This window comes from Olsenella uli (assembly GCF_016900775.1).
Classification (GTDB): domain Bacteria; phylum Actinomycetota; class Coriobacteriia; order Coriobacteriales; family Atopobiaceae; genus Thermophilibacter; species Thermophilibacter uli_A.
This window is the reverse complement of the sequence record NZ_JACJKN010000004.1, coordinates 1-21,369: the sequence shown is the minus strand read 5'-3', so window position 1 is coordinate 21,369 and position 21,369 is coordinate 1. Positions and strand designations below refer to the sequence as shown.

Sequence of the window (21,369 nt, the reverse complement as noted above, 5' to 3'; positions counted from 1 at the left end):
GGAAGGAGGGGAAGCCATGAGCGCTAACGAGTACACGGCCGCCCCTGCGGCGGCGCGCGACCCCAAAAAGGGGGTCCCCGACGCGGCGAACTACCGCCTGCTCCAGGCGGCATGCGCGACGTACCTGGACGAGGAGGGGCGCGAGAAGGTCGAGCGCGCCTATCGCTTTGCCGCGGAGTACCACCGCGACCAGCGCCGCCGCTCCGGCGAGCCCTACATCAACCATCCCGTCGAGGTGGCGCTCATCCTGGCGCACGACCTGCGCATGGACGAGGACACCATCTGCGCCGCCCTGCTCCACGACACGGTGGAGGACACGCCCGCCACCAAGGACGAGCTGGCCGAGCTCTTTGGGGCAACCGTGGCGGACCTCGTGGACGGCGTGACCAAGCTCACCTCCATCCAGGTCTCCTCGATGGACGAGAAGCAGGCCTGGAACCTCCGCAAGATGTTCCTTGCCATGAGCCGCGACATCCGCGTGGTCATCATCAAGCTCGCCGACCGCCTGCACAACATGCGCACCCTCGCGGCGCTCCCGCCCGACCGCCGCCAGTTCAAGGCGCGCGAGACGATGGACGTCTACGCCCCGCTCGCCGACCGCCTGGGCATCTCGTCGGTGAAGTGGGAGCTCGAGGACCTGGCGTTTTTCTGGCTCGAGCCGGAGGAGTACCAGCGCGTGGCCCGCATGGTCCAGGACTCGCGCGCCCAGCGCGAGGACGACACCGAGGCCGCCATCAAGACGCTCGACGACGAGCTCAAGTCCGCGGGCCTCAGGAACTACCAGATCACGGGCCGGCCCAAGCACCTCTGGAGCATCTACCAGAAGATGACGCGCAAGGGCCGCGAGTTCTCCGACATCTACGACCTCATCGCCCTGCGCGTGATCACGCAGACGGTGGGGGACTGCTACTCGGCGCTCGGCGCCGTGCACTCGCTCTGGAACCCGATGCCCGGCCGCTTCAAGGACTACATCGCCACGCCCAAGGCGAACCTCTACCAGAGCCTGCACACTACCGTGGTGGGCCCCGACGGCAAGCCCATAGAGATCCAGATCCGCACCGTGGAGATGCACGAGGCCTCCGAGTATGGCATCGCGGCCCACTGGCTCTACAAGAAGGAGGGCAACTCGCGCGGCCGCATGAGCGCCGAGGACCGCGCCATCGACTCCACGATCAACTGGATTCGCAAGACCCTCGACTGGGCCGCCGAGGACGACATCGACGACCCGCACGAGTTCCTCGACAACCTGCGCGTGGACCTCTTCGAGCACGAGATCTTCGTCTTCACGCCCAAGGGCGAGGTCATGAGCCTGAGGCGCGACGCCACGCCGCTCGACTTCGCCTATGCCGTCCACACCGAGGTGGGCAACCACTGCGTGGGCGCCAAGGTCAACGGCTCGGTGGTGCCGCTCTCCTACAAGCTCAACATGGGCGATCGCGTGGAGATCCTCACCAACAAGAACGCCAAGCCGTCGCGCGACTGGATGCAGCTCGTGGCCATGCCGTCGAGCCGCGCCAAGATCCGCAAGTACTTCTCCACCCAGACCAAGAACGACGACGCCGAGCAGGGGCGCACCGAGCTCGCCCACGAGCTGCGCAAGCGCGGCTACGGCATCTCCACGCGCCGCACGGTCAAGGCCATCGAGCGCGTCTGCGAGCACTTCGAGCTGAGGAGCCCCGAGGACCTCTTCGCCTGTGTCCACACCGGCAAGGTCTCGGTCAAGCAGGCGGCCAACCGCATCGAGGAGATCCTCGAGGAGGGCTCGCCCGAGCAGCTGGCCGCGGCCGCCGCCGAGGCGGAGCGCCACGCCGCCCACGAGCGGGCCATGTCCTCGGGCGCGCCGGTCATGAAGTCCTACGCGCTCACCCAGGCCACGCGCGGCAAGCGCCGGAAGAGCAACTGCGGCGTGGTGGTCAAGGGCGACGCCGACCTCCTCGTGCACCTCGCGCACTGCTGCAACCCCGTGGCGGGAGACGAGATCGTGGGCTTCATCACGCGCGGCCGCGGCGTATCGGTCCACCGCGCGAACTGCCCCAACGTGGCCGACCTCAGGCGCAACCCCGAGCGCATGATCGAGGTCGCCTGGGACACCTCGGGCGCGACCGAGTTCCGCGTCGAGATCGTCGTGGAGGCCACCGACCGCATGGGCCTGCTCAGGGACATCACCGTCGCCGTGGGCGACGCCGGGGCCAACATCCTCTCCGCGGCCACCCAGACCACCTCGCAGGGCGTGGCGCGGCTGCGCTTCCTCGTGGCCATCTCCGACGCGAGCCTGCTCGACGTGCTGCTGGCCGCCGTGAGCCGCGTGCCCTCGGTCTACGACGCCCGCCGCATCATGCCCGGCGAGGGCGCCAACCAGATGAAGCAGCGCGTGAAGTGATGTCCCAAAAGGGGACAGGGTCAAATTGGGACATATTGATTTGTCCCAATTTGACCCTGTCCCCTTTTGGGACGATAGAGGAGGAGAGATGGCCGAGAAGAACGATGAGCTGCGGCAGTTCGTGGTGACGCCGCTGCAGACCAACTGCTACGCGTACGTGAGCGCGGGGGAGTGCCTCGTGGTGGACCCCGGCGGCTCCGGCGCGGCCGTGGCCGAGCACCTCGCGGACGTTCGCGTGGCCTGCGTGGCGGCGACGCACGGCCATGGCGACCACGTGGGCGGCGTCGCGGCGCTCGTTCGCGCGACGGGTGCGCCTTTCGCCATCCATGCGGCCGATGCCGAGCTCGCGGCCCATGCCGGCGAGATGAGCGAGGTCGGCAGGAGCTACGACGAGAACGCCCCGGAGCCTGACGTCCTTCTCGCCGAGGGGGACGTGCTGCGCGTCGGGACCGCGGCCTTCACCGTGGTGGAGACGCCGGGCCACACGCCGGGAGGCGTGGTGCTCGTGGGCGGCGGCACGGCCGAGGGGGTGGCCTTCGTCGGGGACACGCTCTTTCCCGGCAGCCACGGCCGCACGGACCTGTCCGGCGGCGACGAGGGCCAGATCATGGCGTCGCTGCATCGGATGGCGGCCGAGATCGCGCCCGAGACCACGCTGCTGTGCGGCCACGGCCCCGCCACGACGATGGCGCGCGAGCTCGCCCAGAACCCGTTTCTGTGATAGGCGCGCCACGTCGCGGCGCCCGCGTCTTCCGGATGCCCTCCGTCGCCTAAGCCCCGGCGCGATTGGGTGGCATGTTTGATGCCTAGGCGACCGCTGCCCGGGCGTGTGGGCCAATCTTAAAGCAATGGATTAACTAATCGCCACGTTTTCGCTGCGATTGGGTGGGATTTCATATAGATTGGAATCTCTATATAAAGTATGCCACCCAATCGCGGGGAGAAGCCGCGGGGAGGGCGCGCCGGAGAATCGCGGCGGGCGGCGGCCCAAGGATGCGCGAGGAAAGGGAAGGGGAAATCCAATGGTGCCCGAGGCGGGGCTCGAACCCGCACGAGTTTCCCCAACGGTTTTTGAGACCGTCGCGTCTGCCAATTCCGCCACTCGGGCCTGAGGGCGCGTGGTGTGCGCGAGAAGAACTATAGCAGACGGCGCGTTTTTGTCGCCAGTGGGGTATATAGTTAGCGTAGTTGAACATCCCACAAGAGAGAGGAACTCCCATGGCGCTTTCCAACGAGGTCACCGCCGTCCTGAACGAGCAGATCAACAAGGAGCTCTACTCCAGCTATCTCTACCTCACCTTCGCCGACTACTACGACGACCGCGGTCTCAAGGGCTTCGCCAACTGGTATGAGATCCAGGCCAAGGAGGAGATGGACCACGCGCTGGCCATCCGCCGCTACCTGCTGGACAACGACTTCAAGCCCACGATGGAGGCCATAGCCAAGCCTGACAAGGCGTTCGACGACGACCTCGCCCCCCTCGAGGCTGGCCTCGAGCACGAGGAGTACGTCACGAGTCTCATCCACCACTGCTACGAGGTCGCGCATGCCGAGCACGACGTCCGCACGATGAAGTTCCTTGACTGGTTCGTGGAGGAACAGGGCGAGGAGGAGACCAACGCCCGCGACATGATTACCAACATGAAGCTCTTTGGCTGCGACCCGAAGGGCCTCTACGACCTCGACCGCGAGTACCAGGCCCGCACCTACGTGCAGTCCGCCTCCCTCAAGCTCTAGGCGATTTGGGGACGGGTTATTCCCGACAGACGAAACGGGACAGGCCTTCCGTGCGGCCTGTCCCGTTTCGTCTGTCGGGAATAACCCGTCCCCAAATCCCATATTGTGGAGGTTGTCTGGCGAGAAAAACCTGTTGCCCCAGCACTTCTCGCGTGCTATTCTCCTCTAGTGTGCTTTTTGCGAAGCGGGACTTCGGTCCCCACCTACACGGCGCCCGCGGGCAGCTGTCTGGTCAGACAACGTAGCTTTCTCGCCCCTGTGGGGGCGTGTGTCGTCTCCCGGATGCTGCATGGCGCTGGGAGTTTTTCTATGCGGCGAGAGCCGCGACGAGAGGAAGGTGTGAACGATAGCCAGGAACGACGGTCCTCGCATCAATGAGGAGATCACTTCCCGCACGTGCCGCCTGATTGGCATCGACGGCTCGCAGCTTGGTCTGTTCGGCGTGCGCGACGCCCTGCGCATCGCGCGTGACCAGAATCTCGACCTCGTCGAGATTGCGCCGAACGCGGAGCCCCCGGTCTGCAAGATGCTCGACTACCGCAAGTTCAAGTACGAGCAGGACCGCAAGGCCAAGGCCGCCCGCAAGAACCAGGCCAGGGTCGAGGTCAAGGAGATGAAGTTCCGCCCCAAGATCGACGTGGGCGACTACGAGACCAAGAAGGGTCACGTCATCCGCTTCCTCAAGAAGGGCGCCCGCGTCAAGATCACGATCATGTTCCGCGGTCGTGAGATGGCGCACCCCGAGCAGGGTCGCATGGTGCTCGATCGCCTCGCTGAGGACCTCAAGGACGTGGCCACGGTCGAGCAGAAGCCTCTCATGGAGGGTCGCAACATGCACATGACGATCGTCCCGATCAAGGGCGCCTTCGAGAAGAAGGCTGATGGGGACGGCGATGTCACCACGGAGAAGGAGAACTAGCATGCCCAAGATGAAGACGCACAAGGGTACGGCCAAGCGCTTCCGCCGCACCGGCTCTGGCAAGATTATGCGCGCCAAGGCGTTTAAGAGCCACATCCTGACCAAGAAGTCCCCCAAGCGCATCCGCGGCTTCCGCCAGGAGACCGTCATCTCCCCCGCGGACGTCAAGACCGTCTCCCAGCGCATGGGTTCCAACTAGGCGCGCGAGCGTCCTCGATTCAGTCTCACCAAGGAGTTGATCAGATATGGCACGAGTCAAGCGCGCCGTCGCCGGCCGTAAGAAGCGTCAGACGCTCGTCGAGCGCACCAAGGGCTACTACGGAGTCCGCTCCCGCACCTTCCGCGGCATGAAGGAGCAGGCCCAGCACTCCGGCCAGTACGCCTACCGCGATCGTCGCAACAAGAAGCGCGAGTTCCGCGCCCTGTGGATTCAGCGCATCAATGCCGCCGCCCGCATCAACGGCCTGTCCTACAGCAAGCTGATGCACGGCCTCAAGCTCGCCGGCGTCGAGCTCGACCGCAAGGTCCTCGCCGAGATCGCCTACAGCGATGAGCAGACCTTCGCCGACATCGCCGAGGTCGCCAAGAAGGCCCTCGCCGACGCGGAGTAGATGAGGCAAGGGGACCGTCCCCTCGCATCGCGCGCCCCGGGTTTCTCACCCGGGGCGCTTTTTTTGGCCGGAGAGGCCGTGTCACGCCACTCGCATAACCTTTACGACATGACATCCGACCTGCTCGGGGCCTACGATTTGGTAGTCAGGCGAGAAGGACGGAAAGGGGTTCCCATGGGCGAGCGGTTACGGACGGTGGCGCGGACGGCGCTGTGGGCGGCATGGGGTCTGGCGCTCCTACTGCTGCCGGCGGCCTATCAGGCGTATAGGTACAACGTGCAGCTGTCCTCCGGCTGGGAGGGCTACGGGCTGCCGCTGAGCTACTTTCTCTGGACGTCGGCGATTCCGCTCTCTGCGGTGACGGCGGCCGTTGCGTGGGCGCTCCGCGATCGTCTCGAGTGCCGGCGATGCGCTCTGACGGGCGCCGGGCTTGCGGTTCTTCTCGCCTACGCGTTGGTTGCGGCGGTGTACTACCTGTGGTTCCCCTGGAAGATGGGCGGTCTCGTGCGCGCCCTCGGCTGGGCCGAGCGCATCCTACGCTGGGGGTCATGGGCCCTCTGGGGCACGGCGCTTCCCGTGTGGGCGCTTCGTGCCGCGGTGAGGCCCACGGCCTCGGCCTCTCCGCTCGACGGGCTTGGCGGGGCAGACGCCCTCAGCGAGCGCGAGCGCGCAATTGCGGAGGCGCTCGCCACGGGAAGCACTGTCGCGCAGGTGGCCGCCGCGCTGGGGCTGAGCGCGTCCACCGTCATGACGTATCGCTCGCGCGCATGCGAGAAGCTCGGCGTGGCCTCGCTCGACGAGCTGCGCCCGGTCGTGTGGGGCGCGGGGGCCGTGCCCGCGGCCTTTGACGTGGCCTCGCCCGGCGCGCCCGCGCTCATGGCGATGGCGCTCTGCGTCGGCCTATCCCTGCGCCTGCTCGCCCGCGTGACAATGACGAGCGGCAGCTCGTGGGACCAGGCGCTTGGGCTCCTCCTCGTCCCCGCCTCCCTGGCCGTGCCCTGGGCCGTGCTCCTTGTCTACGCGCGCCTGCGCGGGATGCGGGTGCGCCCGCGCTGGGCAACCTCGCGGCTCGGTCTCGTGCTGCTCGCGCTTGCCCTCTTTGGGCTGCTCGCCGGAGGCGGATGGTACGGGCTCGAGGTTCAGGTGCCCGGCGGGTTCCTCAGCCTCAATGCGCTCGGCATCATCGGCAACGCCTGCGCGGTGGCGGCGCTTGCGCCCTACCTCCTCTGGCCGCGCGAGCGCGTGACCACGTCGCTCGACGAGGAGCGCTGCGTGCTCTACCTTCGCGGCCGCGGGGCGGGGGAGCTCCAGGCCCACGTGCTCACGGAGATCGCGCTCGGTCGAACCACGCCGGAGATCTGCGAGTCCCTGCACGTGGCGCGCGGCACCGTGAACGCCTATCGCGCGCAGGGCTACGAGGTTCTGGGGCTGCACAGCAGCCGCGAGCTCATCGACCTTCTTGCCCGGGACGTGGGACGCGTGCCGTCCGCCGGCAAAACACGACCGTCCGCGGATGACTCTGTCACGACTGAGTAAGGCGTCGCCCGGAGGGAACAAGAACAGTAACAAAGAACATCGTCGCTACCCACAAAGCGACCGTCAGAGGAGGCGAGTCCAGTGAACACAGAAGAGATAGCAGGGTTTGGCCCGCCTTCCGCGCGACCGAGGCCCGTTAGACTTTGGGCGAGCGCACTCGCCGACATTCTCCGACATTAGCATCGGATTTAGGCCGTTGAAAGAAGCGCTAGGAGCGGGTCCAGACATTGAATTGCCTTGTCAGCCCACTAACTCCTGAGACAGGTGATTCCACCCTAATACGTAATGAGGCGGGGCGGCGCAATGGGGCGCCGCCCCTGTTTTGTGCCAGAGGCAAGAGTGCTGACAAACGTGACAAAGGTGCCGGGGGCGTTTGTCATGAAAAACATGACAAACGCCCCCGGCACCTTTGTCAGCATCCTCGTGCGCGACGACGGCAGGGGAGGCCAAAAAGGGGCCCGGCATCATCCGACGCCGGGCCCCAAGGGCGTGCCGAGAAGAACGGTCTTCTCGCTAGTCCTTCTTGATCCAGCTGAACATGGAGCGGATCTTCTCGCCGGTCTTCTCGATGGGGTGGGAGTTGATCTCCTCGCGCTTCTCGAGCAGCCACTTGTGGCCGTTGTTGCAGTCGTCGACGAACTCCTGCGCGAAGGAGCCGTCCTGGATGCGGGCCAGGATCTTCTTCATGGCCTCGCGGGACTCGGCGTTGATGACCTGCGGGCCGGCGTAGTACTCGCCGTACTCGGCGGTGTTGGAGATCGAGTAGTTCATGAAGTGGATGCCGGACTCGTACATGAGGTCGACGATCATCTTCATCTCGTGGTAGACCTCGAAGTAGGCCAGCTCCTCGGGGTAGCCCGCCTCGGTGAGGGTCTCGAAGCCGGCCTTGACGAGCTCGACGAGGCCGCCGCAGAGCACGGCCTGCTCGCCGAAGAGGTCCTCCTCGGTCTCCTCCTTGAAGGTGGCCTTGATGATGCCGGAGCGGGCGCCGCCGACGCCCCAGCAGTAGGACAGGGCGATGTCCCACGCGTCGCCGGTGGCGTCCTGCGCCACGCACGCGAGGTCGGGCACGCCGGAGCCCTCGGTGTACTGGCGGCGCACGATGTGGCCCGGGCCCTTGGGCGCGCACATGATGACGTTGACGTCCTCGGGGGCCTTGATGTAGCCGTAGTGGATGTTGAAGCCGTGGGCAAAGGCGAGGGTGTCGCCGGTCTTGAGGTGGTCCTTGATGTGCTCCTCGTAGACCTTGGGCTGGGTCTCGTCGGGGACGAGCATCATGATGACGTCGGCCTCCTCCGCGGCGTCGTCCATGCTCATGACCTTGAGGCCGGCCTCCTGGGCCTTCTGGGCGGACGCGGAGCCCTCGCGCAGGCCCACGCGGACGTCCACGCCGGAGTCCATGAGGTTGAGGGCGTGGGCGTGGCCCTGGGAGCCATAGCCGATGATGGCGACCTTCTTGCCCAGGATCACCTCAGGGTTGACGTCGTTCTCGTAGTAGATGGTGACGGCCATGTTCTTCTCCTTAGTGGGATCGTGACAATGGTGTCAGGGTAAATCGTCACGAACTCGATGTGCGGACTTCCATTTCAACGTTTATCTGTTCGTGACAATCTGCCCTGACACCATTGTCACGAACGGAGAAACCCTGCTACTGCGCGCCGCGCGACATCGCGATCTTGCCGGTGCGCGTGAGCTGCTTGATGCCATAGCCGCGGAAGAGGTCCTCCATCGCGTCGAGCTTGCTCGCGGTGCCGGTGGCCTCGATCGTGAGCGAGTTCTTGCCCACGTCGACGACCTTGGCGCGGAAGACGTTGGCGATCTCGATGACCTCGTGGCGGCGCTCCGGGGAGGCCTGCACCTTGAAGAGCACGAGCTCGCGCTCGACGGCCTCCTCGTAGGTGAGGTCGGAGATCTTGTAGACCGAGACGAGCTTGTGCAGCTGCTTGGTGATCTGCTCGAAGCCAACCTCGTCGGCCTCCACGATGATCGTCATGCGCGAGAGGCTCTCGTCCTCGGTGGGGGCGACGGTGAGCGACTCGATGTTGAAGCCGCGGCGGCTGATGAGGCCCGTGACGCGGGAGAGCACGCCCGGCTTGTTCTCAACGAGAGCGGAGAGCAGGTAGTTCATCACTCATCAACTCCTTCGTGGGACGGCTTCACGCGCGGGCGCCCGGACTCGCCGAAGCCCTTTTCGGTGACGCGGACGCCGCCGAGGGTCACGTCGAGGGCGCCGATGATGTCGTCGATGGGGGCCCCGGGCGCGACCATGGGGTAGACGGTCTGCTGCGCGGGGATCATGACGTCGAGGAGGTACGGCTCGTCGGAGGCGAGCATCTCGTCGAGGGCGGCGTCGACCTCCTCGGGCTTCTCGATGCGCTTCGCGCGCCAGCCGTAGGCGTCGGCGAGCTTGACGAAGTCGGGGTTGTCCGCGAGCTCGGTGAACGAGTAGCGGTCGTGGTAGAAGAGGTGCTGCCACTGGTGGACCATGCCGAGCGCGCGGTTGTCGATGATGAGGACCTTGACCGGCACGTCGTTGATCTTGGCGGTGGCCATCTCCTGGCTGTTCATCTGGAAGGAGCCGTCGCCGGCGATGCAGACGACCTGCTCGTCCGGGCAGCCGATCTTGGCGCCGATGGCGGCGGGGAAGCCAAAGCCCATCGTGCCGAGGCCGCCGGAGGAGAGGAAGGTGCGGGCGTGCTCGCGGTGGATGTTCTGGAGGGCCCACATCTGGTGCTGGCCGACCTCGGTGGTGACGATGGAGGCATGCGGGTCGAGCTTCTCGGAGAGGGTCTCGAGAAGGACCTCGGGCGCGATCTTGCCCTCGTAGTCGGCGAAGTCGGGGGTGTAGAACGGCCAGCGCTCGCGCCAGCTGAAGACCTCGTCGCGCCACGCCTCGGCGACCGGGCGGGCGTCCATCTTCTCCAGGCGCTCGTTCACGGCGGCGAGCACGACCTTGACGTCGCCCACGATCGGCACGTCCGGGTTCACGATCTTGCCGATCTCGGCCGGGTCGATGTCGATGTGGATGATCTTGGCGTGCGGGGCGAACTCGGAGACCTTGCCGGTCACGCGGTCCGAGAAGCGCGCGCCGCAGGCGATGATGAGGTCGGACTCGGTGACGGCCATGTTGGCGTACTTGGAGCCGTGCATGCCCACGGGGCCGAGGTTGAGCGGGTTGGAGCAGGGGATGGCCGCCTTGCCCATGAGGGTGGTGACCACGGGAATCTGCATGCGCTCGGCGAGCGCCACGAGCTCGGGGCAGGCGTGCGACGCCACGATGCCGCCGCCGGCCATGATGAGCGGGCGCTCCGCCCGGCAGATGAGCTCGGCCGCCTGCTTGACCTGCTTGGCGTTGCCCTTGTAGGTGGGCCGGTAGCTCGGGATGCTCACGGTGTCCGGGTAGTGGAAGACCATCTCGGAGCCGGAGAGGTCGCTCGGGATGTCGATGAGCACGGGGCCCGGCCGGCCGGTCGAGGCGATGTAGAACGCCTCGCGGAAGGTGCGGGTGAGCTCGTCGGTGGACTGCAGGAGGAAGCTGTGCTTGACGATGGGCATCGTGATGCCCACGATGTCGGACTCCTGGAAGGCGTCCGTGCCGATGACGCCGCGCGTGACCTGGCCCGTGATGACGACCATGGGCACGGAGTCCATGTAGGCCGTGGCGATGCCGGTCACGGTGTTGGTGGCGCCGGGGCCGGAGGTGACGAGCACCACGCCCACCTTGCCCGTGGCGCGCGCGTAGCCGTCCGCCATGTGCGTGGCGCCCTGCTCGTGGCGGGCGAGCACGTGGTGGATCTTCTTGGAGTCGTAGAGGGCGTCGTAGATCTTGATGGCCTGGCCGCCGGGGTAGCCGAAGATGGTGTCGACGCCCTCGGCCTCGAGGCTGGCGATGATGGCCTGCGCCCCGGTCATGGTCTTGCCCTCGTGCTCGGTGTGGCTTCCCGGCCCGAACGGGCGCCCCTCGATGGCGCGCTGCCGCCGGGCGATCTTCTCCTCGGTGGTGATCATGAGAGGTATGCCCCCTTGTCTGCGCTCGTGACCAGCCTTGCGTAACGGGAGAGGACCCCCGTGGTGTACTTGGGCGCGGGCGGCTCCCACGCGGCGCGCCGCTCGGCGAGGGCGTCGTCCGCGACGCGCAGCTCGAGCGTGCCGGCCTGGATGTCGATGTCGATGACGTCGCCCTCCTGGACGAGCGCGATTGGCCCCCCGGCCGCGGCCTCGGGGGAGACGTGCCCGATGCACGGGCCCTTGGAGGCGCCGGAGAAGCGCCCGTCGGTGATGAGGGCCACCGAGCTCGCGAGGCCCATGCCGCAGATGGCGGAGGTGGGGGTGAGCATCTCGCGCATGCCCGGGCCGCCCGCCGGGCCCTCGTAGCGGATGACCACCACGTCGCCCGGGTTTATCGCCCCGCCGAAGATGGCCTTGCAGGCCTCCTCCTCGGAGTTGAAGACGCGCGCGGGGCCGGAGTGGGTCCACATCTCGGGCGCGACGGCGCTCTTCTTGACCACGCCGCAGTCCGGCGCGAGGTTGCCGCGCATGACCTTGAGGCCGCCGTCGGGGGAGTAGGCGTTGTCCACGCTGCGGACGACCTCGCCGTCCACGGGCGGGCACGCGGCCACCCACTCGGCCATGGTGCCGTGGCAGGTGAGGGCGCCCATCTCGAGGTGCCCCGTGCGGCCGAGCTCGCCGATGATGGCCGAGACGCCGCCCACGTCGTTCAGGTCCTGGATGTGGAGCGGGCCCGCCGGCGCTATCCGCACGATGTTGGGGGTCTCGGCGGAAGCGCGGTCCCAGTCCTCCATCGTGACGGGGCAGCCGGCGGCCTGCGCGATGGCCGTGAGGTGGAGCATCGTGTTGGTGGAGCCGCCGAAGGCCATGTCGAGCACCATGCCGTTGTGGATGGCGGCGGGCGTGAGGATCTGGCGGGCCGTGAGGTTCTTCTCGACGAGCTCCATGACCTTCATGCCGGCATGCTTGGCCAGGCGGATGCGCTCGGAGTAGACGGCGGGCACGGTGCCGTTGCCGGGAAGCGCTATGCCCAGGGCCTCGGCGAGGCAGCAGATGGAGTTTGCGGTGAACATGCCCGAGCAGGAGCCGCAGGTGGGGCAGGCCGTGCCCTCGAGCCAGTGGCACTCCTCCTCGGTCATGGTGCCGGCGGTGACCTGGCCCACGGCGTCGAAGAGGGAGTTGAGGTCGGTCTGCTCGCCGTTGCGCCCGCGCCCGGCGAGCATGGGGCCGCCGGAGACGAGGACGGTGGGGATGTCCAGGCGCGCCGCGGCGATGAGCATGCCGGGGACGATCTTGTCGCAGCTGGGGATCAGGACCATCGCGTCGAACTGGTGGCCCTGGACGGCACACTCCACGCTGTCCGCGATGACCTCGCGGCTGGTGAGGCTGTAGCGCATGCCGGCGTGGTTCATGGCGATGCCGTCGCACACGCCGATGGTGTTGACCTGCAGCGGGGTGCCGCCGGCCATGCGCACGCCGGCCTTCACGGCGTCGGCGATCTGCTGCAGGTGGATGTGGCCGGGGATGACCTCGTTCTGGGCGGAGACCACGGCCACGAGCGGCCGGTCGAGCTCCTCGTCGGTGAGGCCGTCTGCCTTGAGCAGGCTGCGGTGCGGCGCGCGCGCCAGGCCCCGCTTGATGGCGTCGCTTCTCAGTTCCACGTTCCCCCTCGCTTTCTCTTGCGCGTGCTTCTGCGTCTGGCGAGAAATGCGAGGCACAAAACCTCGAAGCCGTCACGGTGGCCGCCGGCGCGCGGTACTTCTCGGCGCCTCGGCGGGGGTGGCCCGCCGTGCGGCGCGGAGGTTCTCGCGAGCTGCTCGAGGGAGTCTTCGGGGCCGTCCGGCGCGGGTTCTCACGCTGCCCGCTCGCTGTGGGACGGATGCGGCCCGTACTGGCCCTGTCATCGCATTTGCTCAGTGGCGGCTACTCTACGCGGCTCGTGTTTCCGGCGGGTAATCACCCGTGAACGGTCGTGTTTCCCCCGCGAGCGGTGTCCCAAATAGGGACAGGATACAAATGGGACGCCCTTTCAGGGCCCGATTGTCCCTCAGGCGGGTATCAGAGAAGAACCGGGGGAAGGGGGCAGGCGTGCGCGCGGCGAGAAGGGTATCGGAGTCGGGCTATTATCACGTGATTCTGCGCGGGGACGGCAGGCGCAACATCTTTGAGGACGATGACGACCGAAGGGCATTTCTCGAGCTGCTCTCCCGGCAGCTAATCGATCGCGGGGTGGACGTGGTCGCCTGGTGCCTGATGGACAACCACGTCCATCTTGTGCTCTGCGATTCCGAGGGATGTCTGAGCAAAGCCGTCGGATCGCTCGCCATGCGCTATGCGCAGCGCTTCAATGCACGGACCGGACACGTTGGGCACGTCTTCCAGGAGAGGTTTAAGAGCTTCCCCATAGAGAGCGACGCGTATCTTCTCGAGGCCGTCCGCTATGTTCACAACAATCCCGAGAGGGGCGGCATCTGTCCTGCCGACAAGTACCGGTGGAGCAGCTACTCGGAGTACGCGACCGATTCGGGAATTTCCAAGCGGGAGGTCATTCTCGATATGCTCGGCGGAAAGGAGGGTTTCAAGGAGTTCTGCGCCGCGGCGCCTAAGGTCAACTATCGGTTCTCCGGCGGCGTACGGATTCCCGACGATGAGATGAGGGAGGTGGCGAGGGCCGTGCTCGGGGACATCCCCGCTTACGATGTGAAGACGCTTCCCATGGGCGAGAGAAACGAGAGGCTCCTCGCCCTTCGCGAGGGAGGGCTCTCCGTCCGGCAGATAGAGAGGCTTACCGGAATCGGGGCGAAGACCATCACGCGAGCGACGACGTGACCCAAGAGGTGTCCCAAAGGGGGACAGGACGAAATTGGGACACCCAGAGGTGTCCCAATTTCGTCCTGTCCCCCTTTGGGACACTACAGCGACGTCTGTACTAGCGTGGGGGAGAAGCCCGCGGCCTCGAGGGCGTCCACGATTTGGGCCTTGTGGTCGGCGCCGAAAGCCTCGATCGTGACGCGCAGCTCCACGGCGGCGTTGCGGTTGGTGCTCACGAACTGGTTGTGCTCCAGCTTGATGACGTTGCCGTTCTGGCCCGCGATGACCTGCGCCACGCGCACGAGCATGCCCGGGCGGTCGGGCAGCAGCACGCTCACCGTGAAGATGCGGTCGCGCATGATGAGGCCGTGCTGCACCACGGAGCTCATCGTGATGACGTCCATGTTGCCGCCGGAGAGGATGGAGACCACGCGCTTGTTCTCCGCGGGCAGGTGCTTGAGCGCCGCCACCGTGAGCAGGCCGGAGTTCTCCACGACCATCTTGTGGTTCTCCACCATGTCGAGGAAGGCCACCACGAGCTCGTCGTCGGGGACGCACATGACGTCGTCGAGGTTGTCGCGCAGGTACGGGAAGACCTTGTCTCCCACCTCGAGCACCGCGGTGCCGTCGGCGATGGTGTTGGCGGAGGGCAGCTTCACGGGGTGGCCCGCCTCGAGCGCCGCCGTGAGCGAGGGTGCGCCCTCGGGCTCCACGCCGATCACGCGGATCTTGGGGTTGTAGAGCTTGGCGAAGGTGGCCACGCCGCAGGCCAGGCCGCCGCCGCCCACCGGCACGAGGATCGTGTCCACGAGCGGCAGCTCCTGCACGACCTCCATGGCGATCGTGCCCTGGCCGGTGGAGACGCACGGGTCGTTGAACGGGTGGATGAAGGTGAGGCCGTCGCGCTCGGCGAGCTCGAGCGCGTGGTCGCAGGCCTCGTCGTAGACGTCGCCGTGCAGCACGACCTCGGCGCCGTAGTGCTTGGTGCGCTCCACCTTGATGAGCGGCGTGGTCTCGGGCATGACCACCACGGAGCGCGCCCCGGCGCGCGTGGCGGCAAAGGCCACGCCCTGCGCGTGGTTGCCGGCGCTCGCGGTGATGATGCCGCGGGAGAGCTCCTCGGGCGAGAGGGTGGAGATCCTGTAGTACGCGCCGCGCACCTTGTAGGCGCCCGTGCGCTGCATGTTCTCGGGCTTGAGCCAGACGCGGTTGCCCGTGCTCGCGGAGAAGTGCGGGCTCTCCACGAGCTTGGTCTCGAGCGTGACCTCGCGGACCTTCTCGGACGCCTCCTCGAAGGCCTCGAGCGTGAGCATCTCTGCCATGGCGGGCTCCTTTGCCAGTTGGTGACGGCGCGCCGGTTGGCGCGCGGGCGCAGTTGCGGTCTGCCTATAGTAGACCTGCCGGGGCGCGCCTGTCCCGGCGCGACGCGAGGGGGCATCAAATGGAAACCATCGGGAGTGACGCCGCGGGCGAGAAGAACGGCGCGGCGGGCGAGAAGAACGACGTCACGCCGCTCTTCCAGATCCACGACGCGAGCGTGGTGCGCGGCGGCAAGACCATCCTGCACGTGGGCGACTTCACGCTCGCCGAGGGCGAGCACGTGGCGCTTCTCGGCCCTAACGGCGCGGGCAAGTCCACGTTCATCCAGCTGCTCACGCGCGAGGTCTTCCCGCTCTGGCGCGAGGAGCCCCCGGTGCGCTTCCGCGGCGCGGCGCGCCCGAGGCTCGCCGACATCAAGCGCACCCTCGGCATCGTGAGCTCCACGATGCACGACCAGGTGCGCGTGCACCTGCCGGTCATCGACATCGTGGTGGGAGGGCTCTTCGGCACGCTCGGCGTGCCGCTGCGCGGCGAGGTGGGGGAGCGTGACCGCGCGCTCGCCGCCGACGCGCTCGAGCGGCTCGGCATCGCCGCGCTCGCCGACCGCGACGTGATGACGCTCTCCACGGGGCAGGTCCGGCGCGTGCTCGTGGCGCGCGAGCTCGTGCGCGACCCGCAGGTCCTCATCTTCGACGAGCCGTGCACCGGCCTCGACCCCGAGGGCATGTACCACGTCCGCCAGACCATGGGGACGCTCGCGGCCGAGGGGCGCTCCGTGGTGCTCGTGACGCACTACCCCGAGGACATCATCCCCGCCATCGGGCGCGTCCTGCTCATCAAGGACGCCGAGGTCTTCGCCGACGGCTCCAAGGACGAGCTCCTCACGGGCCCGGTCATGAGCCGGCTCTTCGACGTGCCGCTCGTGGTGGGGGAGTCGTGCGGCTGGTACTCCCTGCGCGGGGAGTACGGGGAGTGAGGCGCCCTTCCTGACCGTCCCGTGCCCGGGCATGCCTCGGCGCACGGTTCTTCTCGCCAGAGGGCCCCGTCCGTGCGCCGCGGCATGCTCTCCTCCTGCTGGCGCGCACGAAAAAGGCGGGCGCCCTATACGGGCACCCGCCTGACATGACCTGGTGGAGACGAGGGGATTCGAACCCCCGGCCTCTGCCTTGCGAAGGCAGCGCTCTCCCAGCTGAGCTACGTCCCCAGGCGCATTGCGCGTTGGCTATTGTGGCAGGGCGCCTCGGAGATGTCAAGCGCCAATTGGCAATTGCCTCGCGCGGGCGGATTGCGGCGCCCTGGCGTCGTGTCCGCACGCGGCCTCCGCATGCGACCTCCACATGCCGCCAGAAACGCGGGGAGATTGGGTGATTGGCCGGTCGCGCGCTCGTGGGCGGGCCCCTCCTGCCAAGATCCCTGCCCGATTGGGTGGCACCTTTGATGTCGGGGCGGCGGTTGCATCAAGAAGGGTGCCCAATCGCGCCTGGTCTGGGGCAAATCGGGCCCGCGAGCGCCTTTGGGGCGTTGGCGGTGGGGTGGGCCATCAAGAATGCCACCCAATCGCAGGGGGTGCGCGTAGCGGGGCGCGGGCAAGGGGAGAGAAGGGCGAGAAGGACGTCGCCGCGGCACAAAGACGCCCCCTGCGGCGAATAATGAACCCACCTCTCAAAGGTGGGTGTCCCCATCGCGCGTTCCGGCTTTCCCATCAACGGGGAATACCCGTACTGAACACGAGATATCGGACTCCCTCGTAACGCTTGTCGGTTCACCCAGTTTGGCCGCAGGGGGACGACACAACCTACTATAGGGGTTCTCGTGGGGGATACCAGTCTTGACATGGCCTCCGTTCTTCGTAAAAGTTGGTGTGAGCGTGTGCGCCGCGCGGTTATGTCGCAGCTTGGGGCCCTCCGGCGCGCCCGTGTCCGGATTTCCGCTATCATGGCAGGGCAACTGCCGAGATAACGTGCCGGGAAGGGGGCAAGGTGGATTCAGATTTGATACCGTACCTGTGCCTTCTCGCAGCATCCTTCCTCGTCTCGCTCGTCTCGACGCCGCTGGCCCGCAGGATTGCCGTCTGGTGCGGCGCCGTGGACTACCCCAACGCCCGCAGGATCAACAAGAGGCCCATCCCGCGCATGGGGGGCGTCGCCATCTTCCTCGGCATCGTGGCCGCCTTCGTCGTCCAGTACCTGGGGACCACCTTCTGGGGCTGGCCCGTGGTGCTCGTGCCGTCGCCCCGGCTCGAGGTCAACTACTGGCTGCTCGTGCTCGCGTTTGTCGTTATCTTCCTCACCGGCCTGCTTGACGACCGCTTCTCGCTCTCGCCGCGCCAGAAGCTCCTCGGGCAGGTCCTCGCCGCCGTCATCGCCGTGGCGGGAGGCCTCGTCATCGGGGACATCTCCAACCCCTTCGTCTCCGGCGGCTTCATCCACCTGGGGTGGCTCGCCTACCCGGTGACCGTGGTCTACCTCGTGGCCTACACCAACATCATCAACCTCATCGACGGCCTCGACGGGCTTGCCGCCGGGATCTCGGCCATCGCGAGCTTCACGATGTTCGTGCTCTCCGTCTGGGCGGGCCGGCTCGACGCCGCCGCGCTCTCCGTGGCCGTGGCCGGCTCCTCGCTCGGCTTCCTGCGCTACAACTTTCACCCGGCCTCGATCTTCATGGGCGACTCGGGCGCGCTCACGCTCGGCTTCGCCCTCGGGGCGGTGTCGCTGCTCTCGGTCACGCGCTTCGCGGGCCTCACCACCATCATCGTGCCGCTCGTGATCGCCGCCGTGCCCATCATCGACACGTTCTCCGCCATCGTGCGGCGCCTGCGCGGGCACACGGGGATCGGGCACGCGGACCGCGGCCACATCCACCACCGCCTCATCGACGAGGGCTTCGACCAGCGGCAGGCCGTGCTGCTGATGTATGCCTGGACGGGCCTCATGTGCGTGGGGTCGCTCGTGATGACGCAGGTGGAGACCGTCCCGCGCATCGCCATCTTCTGCCTGCTGCTGCTCGTCTCGGTCGCCTTCGCGCGCCACCTCCACCTCTTCGAGCCGGTCCTGCTGCACCACTACAACCCCAAGACCGGCGCCGACGAGCTCGTCGCGCCGGGGGACGCCGCCTTCGAGGAGGAGAGGGAGAACCTCCGCCGGCACAGGAGGGACGGCTAGCGTGGCGGGCGAGAAGGGCCCCGGCGCCGCGCCCCCGGCCGCCGCCGACCTCGGCCGGACGGCCTACGACCGCTGCGAGCTCTGCCCCCGGCGCTGCGGGGCCGCGCGCTCGGCGGGGCGGCGCGGGATGTGCGGCATGACCTCGGAGCTCACCGTGGCGAGAAGCGCCCTGCACTTCTGGGAGGAGCCGCCCATATCCGGGGAGGCGGGCTCCGGCGCGATCTTCTTCTCGGGGTGCCCGCTGCGCTGCGTCTTCTGCCAGAACCACGAGATCTCGAGCGGGGGCTTCGGCCTGCCGGTGAGCTCCGCGCGCCTCGCCGAGATGATGCTCGAGCTCCAGGCGCAGGGCGCGCTCAACGTCAACCTGGTGACCCCCCTCCACTTTGCGCCCCACGTCCGCGAGGCGGTCCTTCTCGCCCGGGGCGCCGGGCTTGCGCTGCCCGTGGTCTGCAACACGTCCGGCTACGAGCTGCCCGAGGTGGTCTCGGCGCTCGCGGACGTCGTGGACGTCTGGCTCACCGACTTCAAGTACGCGAGCCCCGCGCTCGCCGAGGAGCTCTCACGCGCCGGGGACTATCCCGAGGTCGCCGCCGCGTCGCTCGCGGTCATGGTCGACGCCGTGCGCGCGGCGGGAGGGCGCGCCTGCGCGCCGGACGGCGCCCTGCGGCGCGGCGTGATCGTGCGCCACCTCGTGCTCCCCGAGCACGCGGACGACTCGTGCGCCGCGCTCGACCTCGTCTGGGAGATCTGCGGCAACGACGCCGACCTCTCCGTGATGAACCAGTACACGCCCAACGAGGCGTGCCGCCGCGCGGGCGGTGCGCTCGCGCGCGGGGTCACTGAGGAGGAGTACGAGCTCGTGCTCTGCCATGCCGACGACCTGGGCTTCGAGCGGATCTGGTGGCAGGAGGGCGGCACCGTGTCAGAGAGCTTCGTGCCCGCCTTCGACGCCACGGGCGTGGCCGGCCCCGAGCTCGGCGCGCCGGGCGGCCCGGCTGGGGTATAAACTGTTGTCACTGCAGCAGCACGACTGACGGAGGTCGCATGGCGGACAGGACCGGTCTTTCCGACGAGGAGCGCGCCGAGCTCGAGGAGCTGCGCGCCGAGAAGGCCGCGCGCGAGCAGGCCGCGCGCGACGCCGCGGAGCGCGCCGAGCTCGAGCGCTTGCGCAAGCAGCGGGCGGAGGGCGAGGCCGATCGGGCCCGCGCCGCGCGCGACGCCGAGGCCCGGGAGCGCGGGCGCGCCCTCATGGAGCCCGACGACGATGACCTCAGGATGCCGCTCGGCCAGAAGGTCGTCATTCTCGCCGTGGTGGGCGTCGCCATCGTCTGGCTCGCGGCCACGGTCCTTGGATAGGAGGAGCCATGTCTCTCACCGACCGCACCAAGCCCACCGACGTCTGCCTCAACACGGACCTCTACGAGCTCACGATGGCCCAGGGGTTCTGGGAGGCGGGGCTTGCCGACGGGGAGGCCTGCTTCAACGCCTTCTTCCGCGACTGTCCCTTCGACGGCGGCTACGCCGTGTGCTGCGGCACCGGCCAGATCGCCGACCTCGTTGAGAACTTCGTCTTCGAGGATGACGACATCGCCTACCTCTCCGGCATCCAGGCGCCCGGCGGCGGGCCCATGTTCAGGGCTGAGTTTCTGGAGTACCTGCGCAACCACCGTCTCGACATCACGATCCACGCCGTCCCCGAGGGCCAGATCGTCTTTGGGCGCGAGCCCATGGTGCGGGTGGAGGGCCCGGTCATCGACTGCCAGCTCATCGAGACGGCGCTTCTCAACCTCGTGAACTTCCAGACGCTCGTGGCCACCAAGACCGCTCGCGTGGTGCGAGCGGCGGAGGGCCACCCGGTCTCCGACTTCGGCCTGCGCCGCGCCCAGGGCCCGGACGGCGGCCTCGCCGTGGCGCGTGCCTCCTACATCGCCGGGGCCTCGTCCACGTCGAACGTCCTCGCCGGCAAGATCTACGGCATCCCCGTCTTTGGCACGCACGCCCACTCCTGGGTCATGGCCTTCCCGAACGAGCTCGAGGCGTTCCGCGCCTTTGCCAAGTCGAGCCCCAAGAACTGCGTGCTCCTGCTCGACACCTATGACGTGCACCAGGGCATCAGAAACGCCATCACCGTGGCCAAGGAGATGGAGGGCAGCGGCGAGCGCCTCTCCGCCGTGCGCCTCGACTCGGGCGACCTCGCCCGCCTCTCCAAGGAGGCCCGCTCCGCCTTCGACGAGGCCGGCCTGCCCTATGTCAAGATCTCGGTCTCCAACGACCTCGACGAGTACACCATCCAGTCGCTCTTCGCCCAGGGCGCCCCGATCGACTCCTTCGGCGTGGGGACCAAGCTCGCCACGTGCGACCCGCAGCCCTCGCTCGGCGGCGTATACAAGCTCTCCGCCGTCCGTCGCGACAAGAGCGAGCCGTGGACGCCCGTGATCAAGCTCTCCGAGCAGTCCTACAAGCGCACCGTTCCGGGCGTCCAGCACGTCCTGCGCTACTACGACCAGGCGGGCCGCCCCACGGCCGACATGCTCGTCGTCGACGACGTGGCACGCGAGGGGACGCCGCGCGAGATGGTCGACATCCTCGACCCGTACCTGACGCACCGCCTCTCGGGCGAGCCCGAGGAGCTGCTCGTCAAGCTCGTCGAGCACGGCAGGCGCACGGGAGGCCCCGAGGGCATCGAGGTCGCTCGCGAGCGCTGTCGCGAGGCCCTCATGCGGCTCGACCCGGCGGTCGCCCGATTCCTCAACCCCCAGACCTATCCCGTTGGACTTGAGCTCGGGCTTGCCGACCTGCGCAGCCGCCTCGCCCTCGAGGAGCGCGCGGAGTCCGGCCGCCCCACGGCATAGACGGGCGATAAGCTGTCTCTTATACACATCT

The 21,369-nt window shown here is 67.7% G+C and carries 18 protein-coding genes and 2 tRNA genes; 13 read left to right on the top strand and 7 right to left on the bottom strand.

Annotated features, from left to right (window positions below; translation table 11 throughout):
• Positions 1-16 precede the first annotated feature (16 nt).
• Both H6A23_RS03600 and H6A23_RS03595 read left to right on the top strand, forming a co-directional pair.
• Positions 17-2,380: a RelA/SpoT family protein gene (locus H6A23_RS03600; RefSeq protein ID WP_204830834.1), complete on the top strand. Its 2,364-nt coding sequence runs from the start codon at positions 17-19 to the stop codon at positions 2,378-2,380.
• 88 nt (positions 2,381-2,468) lie between these two features.
• On the top strand, positions 2,469-3,101 hold the full coding sequence (locus H6A23_RS03595) for an MBL fold metallo-hydrolase (protein ID WP_204830833.1): 633 nt from the start codon (positions 2,469-2,471) through the stop codon (positions 3,099-3,101).
• 302 nt (positions 3,102-3,403) lie between these two features.
• On the opposite strand, the gene H6A23_RS03590 is transcribed toward H6A23_RS03595, so the two are convergent.
• Positions 3,404-3,488, bottom strand: a tRNA-Leu gene (locus H6A23_RS03590).
• A gap of 110 nt (positions 3,489-3,598) precedes the next feature.
• Between H6A23_RS03590 and H6A23_RS03585 the strand changes: the two genes are divergently transcribed.
• From H6A23_RS03585 to H6A23_RS03565, 5 genes are all read left to right on the top strand, one after another.
• Positions 3,599-4,117, top strand: coding sequence for a ferritin (locus H6A23_RS03585; RefSeq protein ID WP_075280387.1), 519 nt, complete (start codon positions 3,599-3,601; stop codon positions 4,115-4,117).
• A 346-nt stretch (positions 4,118-4,463) separates the two neighbouring features.
• Positions 4,464-5,036: a translation initiation factor IF-3 gene (gene infC / locus H6A23_RS03580; protein WP_204830964.1), complete on the top strand. Its 573-nt coding sequence runs from the start codon at positions 4,464-4,466 to the stop codon at positions 5,034-5,036.
• A gap of 1 nt (position 5,037) precedes the next feature.
• Positions 5,038-5,235, top strand: a complete 198-nt coding sequence (rpmI, locus tag H6A23_RS03575) for a 50S ribosomal protein L35 (RefSeq protein ID WP_075280385.1) — start codon at positions 5,038-5,040, stop codon at positions 5,233-5,235.
• Between the two features lie 46 nt (positions 5,236-5,281).
• Positions 5,282-5,647 (top strand): 50S ribosomal protein L20, encoded by a 366-nt coding sequence (rplT, locus tag H6A23_RS03570; RefSeq protein ID WP_075280384.1) that lies wholly within the window; start codon positions 5,282-5,284, stop codon positions 5,645-5,647.
• Between the two features lie 174 nt (positions 5,648-5,821).
• Positions 5,822-7,183 carry a LuxR C-terminal-related transcriptional regulator gene (locus H6A23_RS03565; protein ID WP_204830832.1) on the top strand — a complete coding sequence of 454 codons (1,362 nt, stop codon included), beginning with the start codon at positions 5,822-5,824 and terminating at the stop codon, positions 7,181-7,183.
• 513 nt (positions 7,184-7,696) lie between these two features.
• On the opposite strand, the gene ilvC is transcribed toward H6A23_RS03565, so the two are convergent.
• The 4 genes from ilvC to ilvD form a co-directional block, all read right to left on the bottom strand.
• Positions 7,697-8,695 (bottom strand): ketol-acid reductoisomerase, encoded by a 999-nt coding sequence (ilvC, locus tag H6A23_RS03560; protein WP_204830831.1) that lies wholly within the window; start codon positions 8,693-8,695, stop codon positions 7,697-7,699.
• A gap of 136 nt (positions 8,696-8,831) precedes the next feature.
• Positions 8,832-9,311, bottom strand: coding sequence for an acetolactate synthase small subunit (gene ilvN, locus H6A23_RS03555; protein WP_204830830.1), 480 nt, complete (start codon positions 9,309-9,311; stop codon positions 8,832-8,834).
• Positions 9,311-11,191 (bottom strand): biosynthetic-type acetolactate synthase large subunit, encoded by a 1,881-nt coding sequence (gene ilvB, locus H6A23_RS03550; RefSeq protein WP_204830829.1) that lies wholly within the window; start codon positions 11,189-11,191, stop codon positions 9,311-9,313. The genes ilvN and ilvB overlap by 1 nt, the downstream gene beginning before the upstream one ends.
• Complete coding sequence (ilvD, locus tag H6A23_RS03545; RefSeq protein ID WP_204830828.1) at positions 11,188-12,852, bottom strand: dihydroxy-acid dehydratase; 1,665 nt, start codon at positions 12,850-12,852, stop codon at positions 11,188-11,190. The genes ilvB and ilvD overlap by 4 nt, the downstream gene beginning before the upstream one ends.
• Before the next feature lie 427 nt (positions 12,853-13,279).
• Between ilvD and H6A23_RS03540 the strand changes: the two genes are divergently transcribed.
• Entirely contained in the window at positions 13,280-14,020 is a 741-nt protein-coding gene (locus tag H6A23_RS03540; RefSeq protein ID WP_204830827.1) for a transposase, read from the top strand.
• A gap of 83 nt (positions 14,021-14,103) precedes the next feature.
• Here the strand turns inward: H6A23_RS03540 and ilvA are convergent, their stop codons facing one another.
• Positions 14,104-15,324: a threonine ammonia-lyase gene (ilvA, locus tag H6A23_RS03535; protein ID WP_204830826.1), complete on the bottom strand. Its 1,221-nt coding sequence runs from the start codon at positions 15,322-15,324 to the stop codon at positions 14,104-14,106.
• 119 nt (positions 15,325-15,443) lie between these two features.
• Here ilvA and H6A23_RS03530 point away from each other — a divergent pair, with 119 nt between their 5' ends.
• Complete coding sequence (locus H6A23_RS03530) at positions 15,444-16,298, top strand: ABC transporter ATP-binding protein (RefSeq protein ID WP_204830825.1); 855 nt, start codon at positions 15,444-15,446, stop codon at positions 16,296-16,298.
• A gap of 152 nt (positions 16,299-16,450) precedes the next feature.
• On the opposite strand, the gene H6A23_RS03525 is transcribed toward H6A23_RS03530, so the two are convergent.
• A tRNA-Ala gene (locus H6A23_RS03525) sits at positions 16,451-16,526 on the bottom strand.
• Positions 16,527-17,301: 775 nt separating this feature from the next.
• Between H6A23_RS03525 and H6A23_RS03520 the strand changes: the two genes are divergently transcribed.
• From H6A23_RS03520 to H6A23_RS03505, 4 genes are read left to right on the top strand one after another with little or no spacing between them, the layout of a single operon-like run.
• Positions 17,302-18,486: a glycosyltransferase family 4 protein gene (locus H6A23_RS03520; RefSeq protein ID WP_204830824.1), complete on the top strand. Its 1,185-nt coding sequence runs from the start codon at positions 17,302-17,304 to the stop codon at positions 18,484-18,486.
• Position 18,487: 1 nt separating this feature from the next.
• On the top strand, positions 18,488-19,492 hold the full coding sequence (locus tag H6A23_RS03515; protein WP_353653002.1) for a radical SAM protein: 1,005 nt from the start codon (positions 18,488-18,490) through the stop codon (positions 19,490-19,492).
• Between the two features lie 38 nt (positions 19,493-19,530).
• Positions 19,531-19,842 (top strand): hypothetical protein, encoded by a 312-nt coding sequence (locus H6A23_RS03510; protein ID WP_204830823.1) that lies wholly within the window; start codon positions 19,531-19,533, stop codon positions 19,840-19,842.
• An 8-nt stretch (positions 19,843-19,850) separates the two neighbouring features.
• Complete coding sequence (locus H6A23_RS03505) at positions 19,851-21,338, top strand: nicotinate phosphoribosyltransferase (protein WP_204830822.1); 1,488 nt, start codon at positions 19,851-19,853, stop codon at positions 21,336-21,338.
• Positions 21,339-21,369: the final 31 nt, after the last annotated feature.

Excerpts from the sequence above, each read along its gene's own strand:
- H6A23_RS03600 (WP_204830834.1), top strand. The coding sequence starts at position 17 with ATGAGCGCTAACGAGTACACGGCCGCCCCTGCGGCGGCGCGCGACCCC.
- H6A23_RS03595 (WP_204830833.1), top strand. The coding sequence starts at position 2,469 with ATGGCCGAGAAGAACGATGAGCTGCGGCAGTTCGTGGTGACGCCGCTG.
- H6A23_RS03585 (WP_075280387.1), top strand. The coding sequence starts at position 3,599 with ATGGCGCTTTCCAACGAGGTCACCGCCGTCCTGAACGAGCAGATCAAC.
- rpmI (WP_075280385.1), top strand. The coding sequence starts at position 5,038 with ATGCCCAAGATGAAGACGCACAAGGGTACGGCCAAGCGCTTCCGCCGC.
- rplT (WP_075280384.1), top strand. The coding sequence starts at position 5,282 with ATGGCACGAGTCAAGCGCGCCGTCGCCGGCCGTAAGAAGCGTCAGACG.
- H6A23_RS03565 (WP_204830832.1), top strand. The coding sequence starts at position 5,822 with ATGGGCGAGCGGTTACGGACGGTGGCGCGGACGGCGCTGTGGGCGGCA.
- ilvC (WP_204830831.1), bottom strand. The coding sequence starts at position 8,695 with ATGGCCGTCACCATCTACTACGAGAACGACGTCAACCCTGAGGTGATC.
- ilvN (WP_204830830.1), bottom strand. The coding sequence starts at position 9,311 with ATGAACTACCTGCTCTCCGCTCTCGTTGAGAACAAGCCGGGCGTGCTC.
- ilvB (WP_204830829.1), bottom strand. The coding sequence starts at position 11,191 with ATGATCACCACCGAGGAGAAGATCGCCCGGCGGCAGCGCGCCATCGAG.
- ilvA (WP_204830826.1), bottom strand. The coding sequence starts at position 15,324 with ATGGCAGAGATGCTCACGCTCGAGGCCTTCGAGGAGGCGTCCGAGAAG.
- H6A23_RS03530 (WP_204830825.1), top strand. The coding sequence starts at position 15,444 with ATGGAAACCATCGGGAGTGACGCCGCGGGCGAGAAGAACGGCGCGGCG.
- H6A23_RS03510 (WP_204830823.1), top strand. The coding sequence starts at position 19,531 with ATGGCGGACAGGACCGGTCTTTCCGACGAGGAGCGCGCCGAGCTCGAG.
- H6A23_RS03505 (WP_204830822.1), top strand. The coding sequence starts at position 19,851 with ATGTCTCTCACCGACCGCACCAAGCCCACCGACGTCTGCCTCAACACG.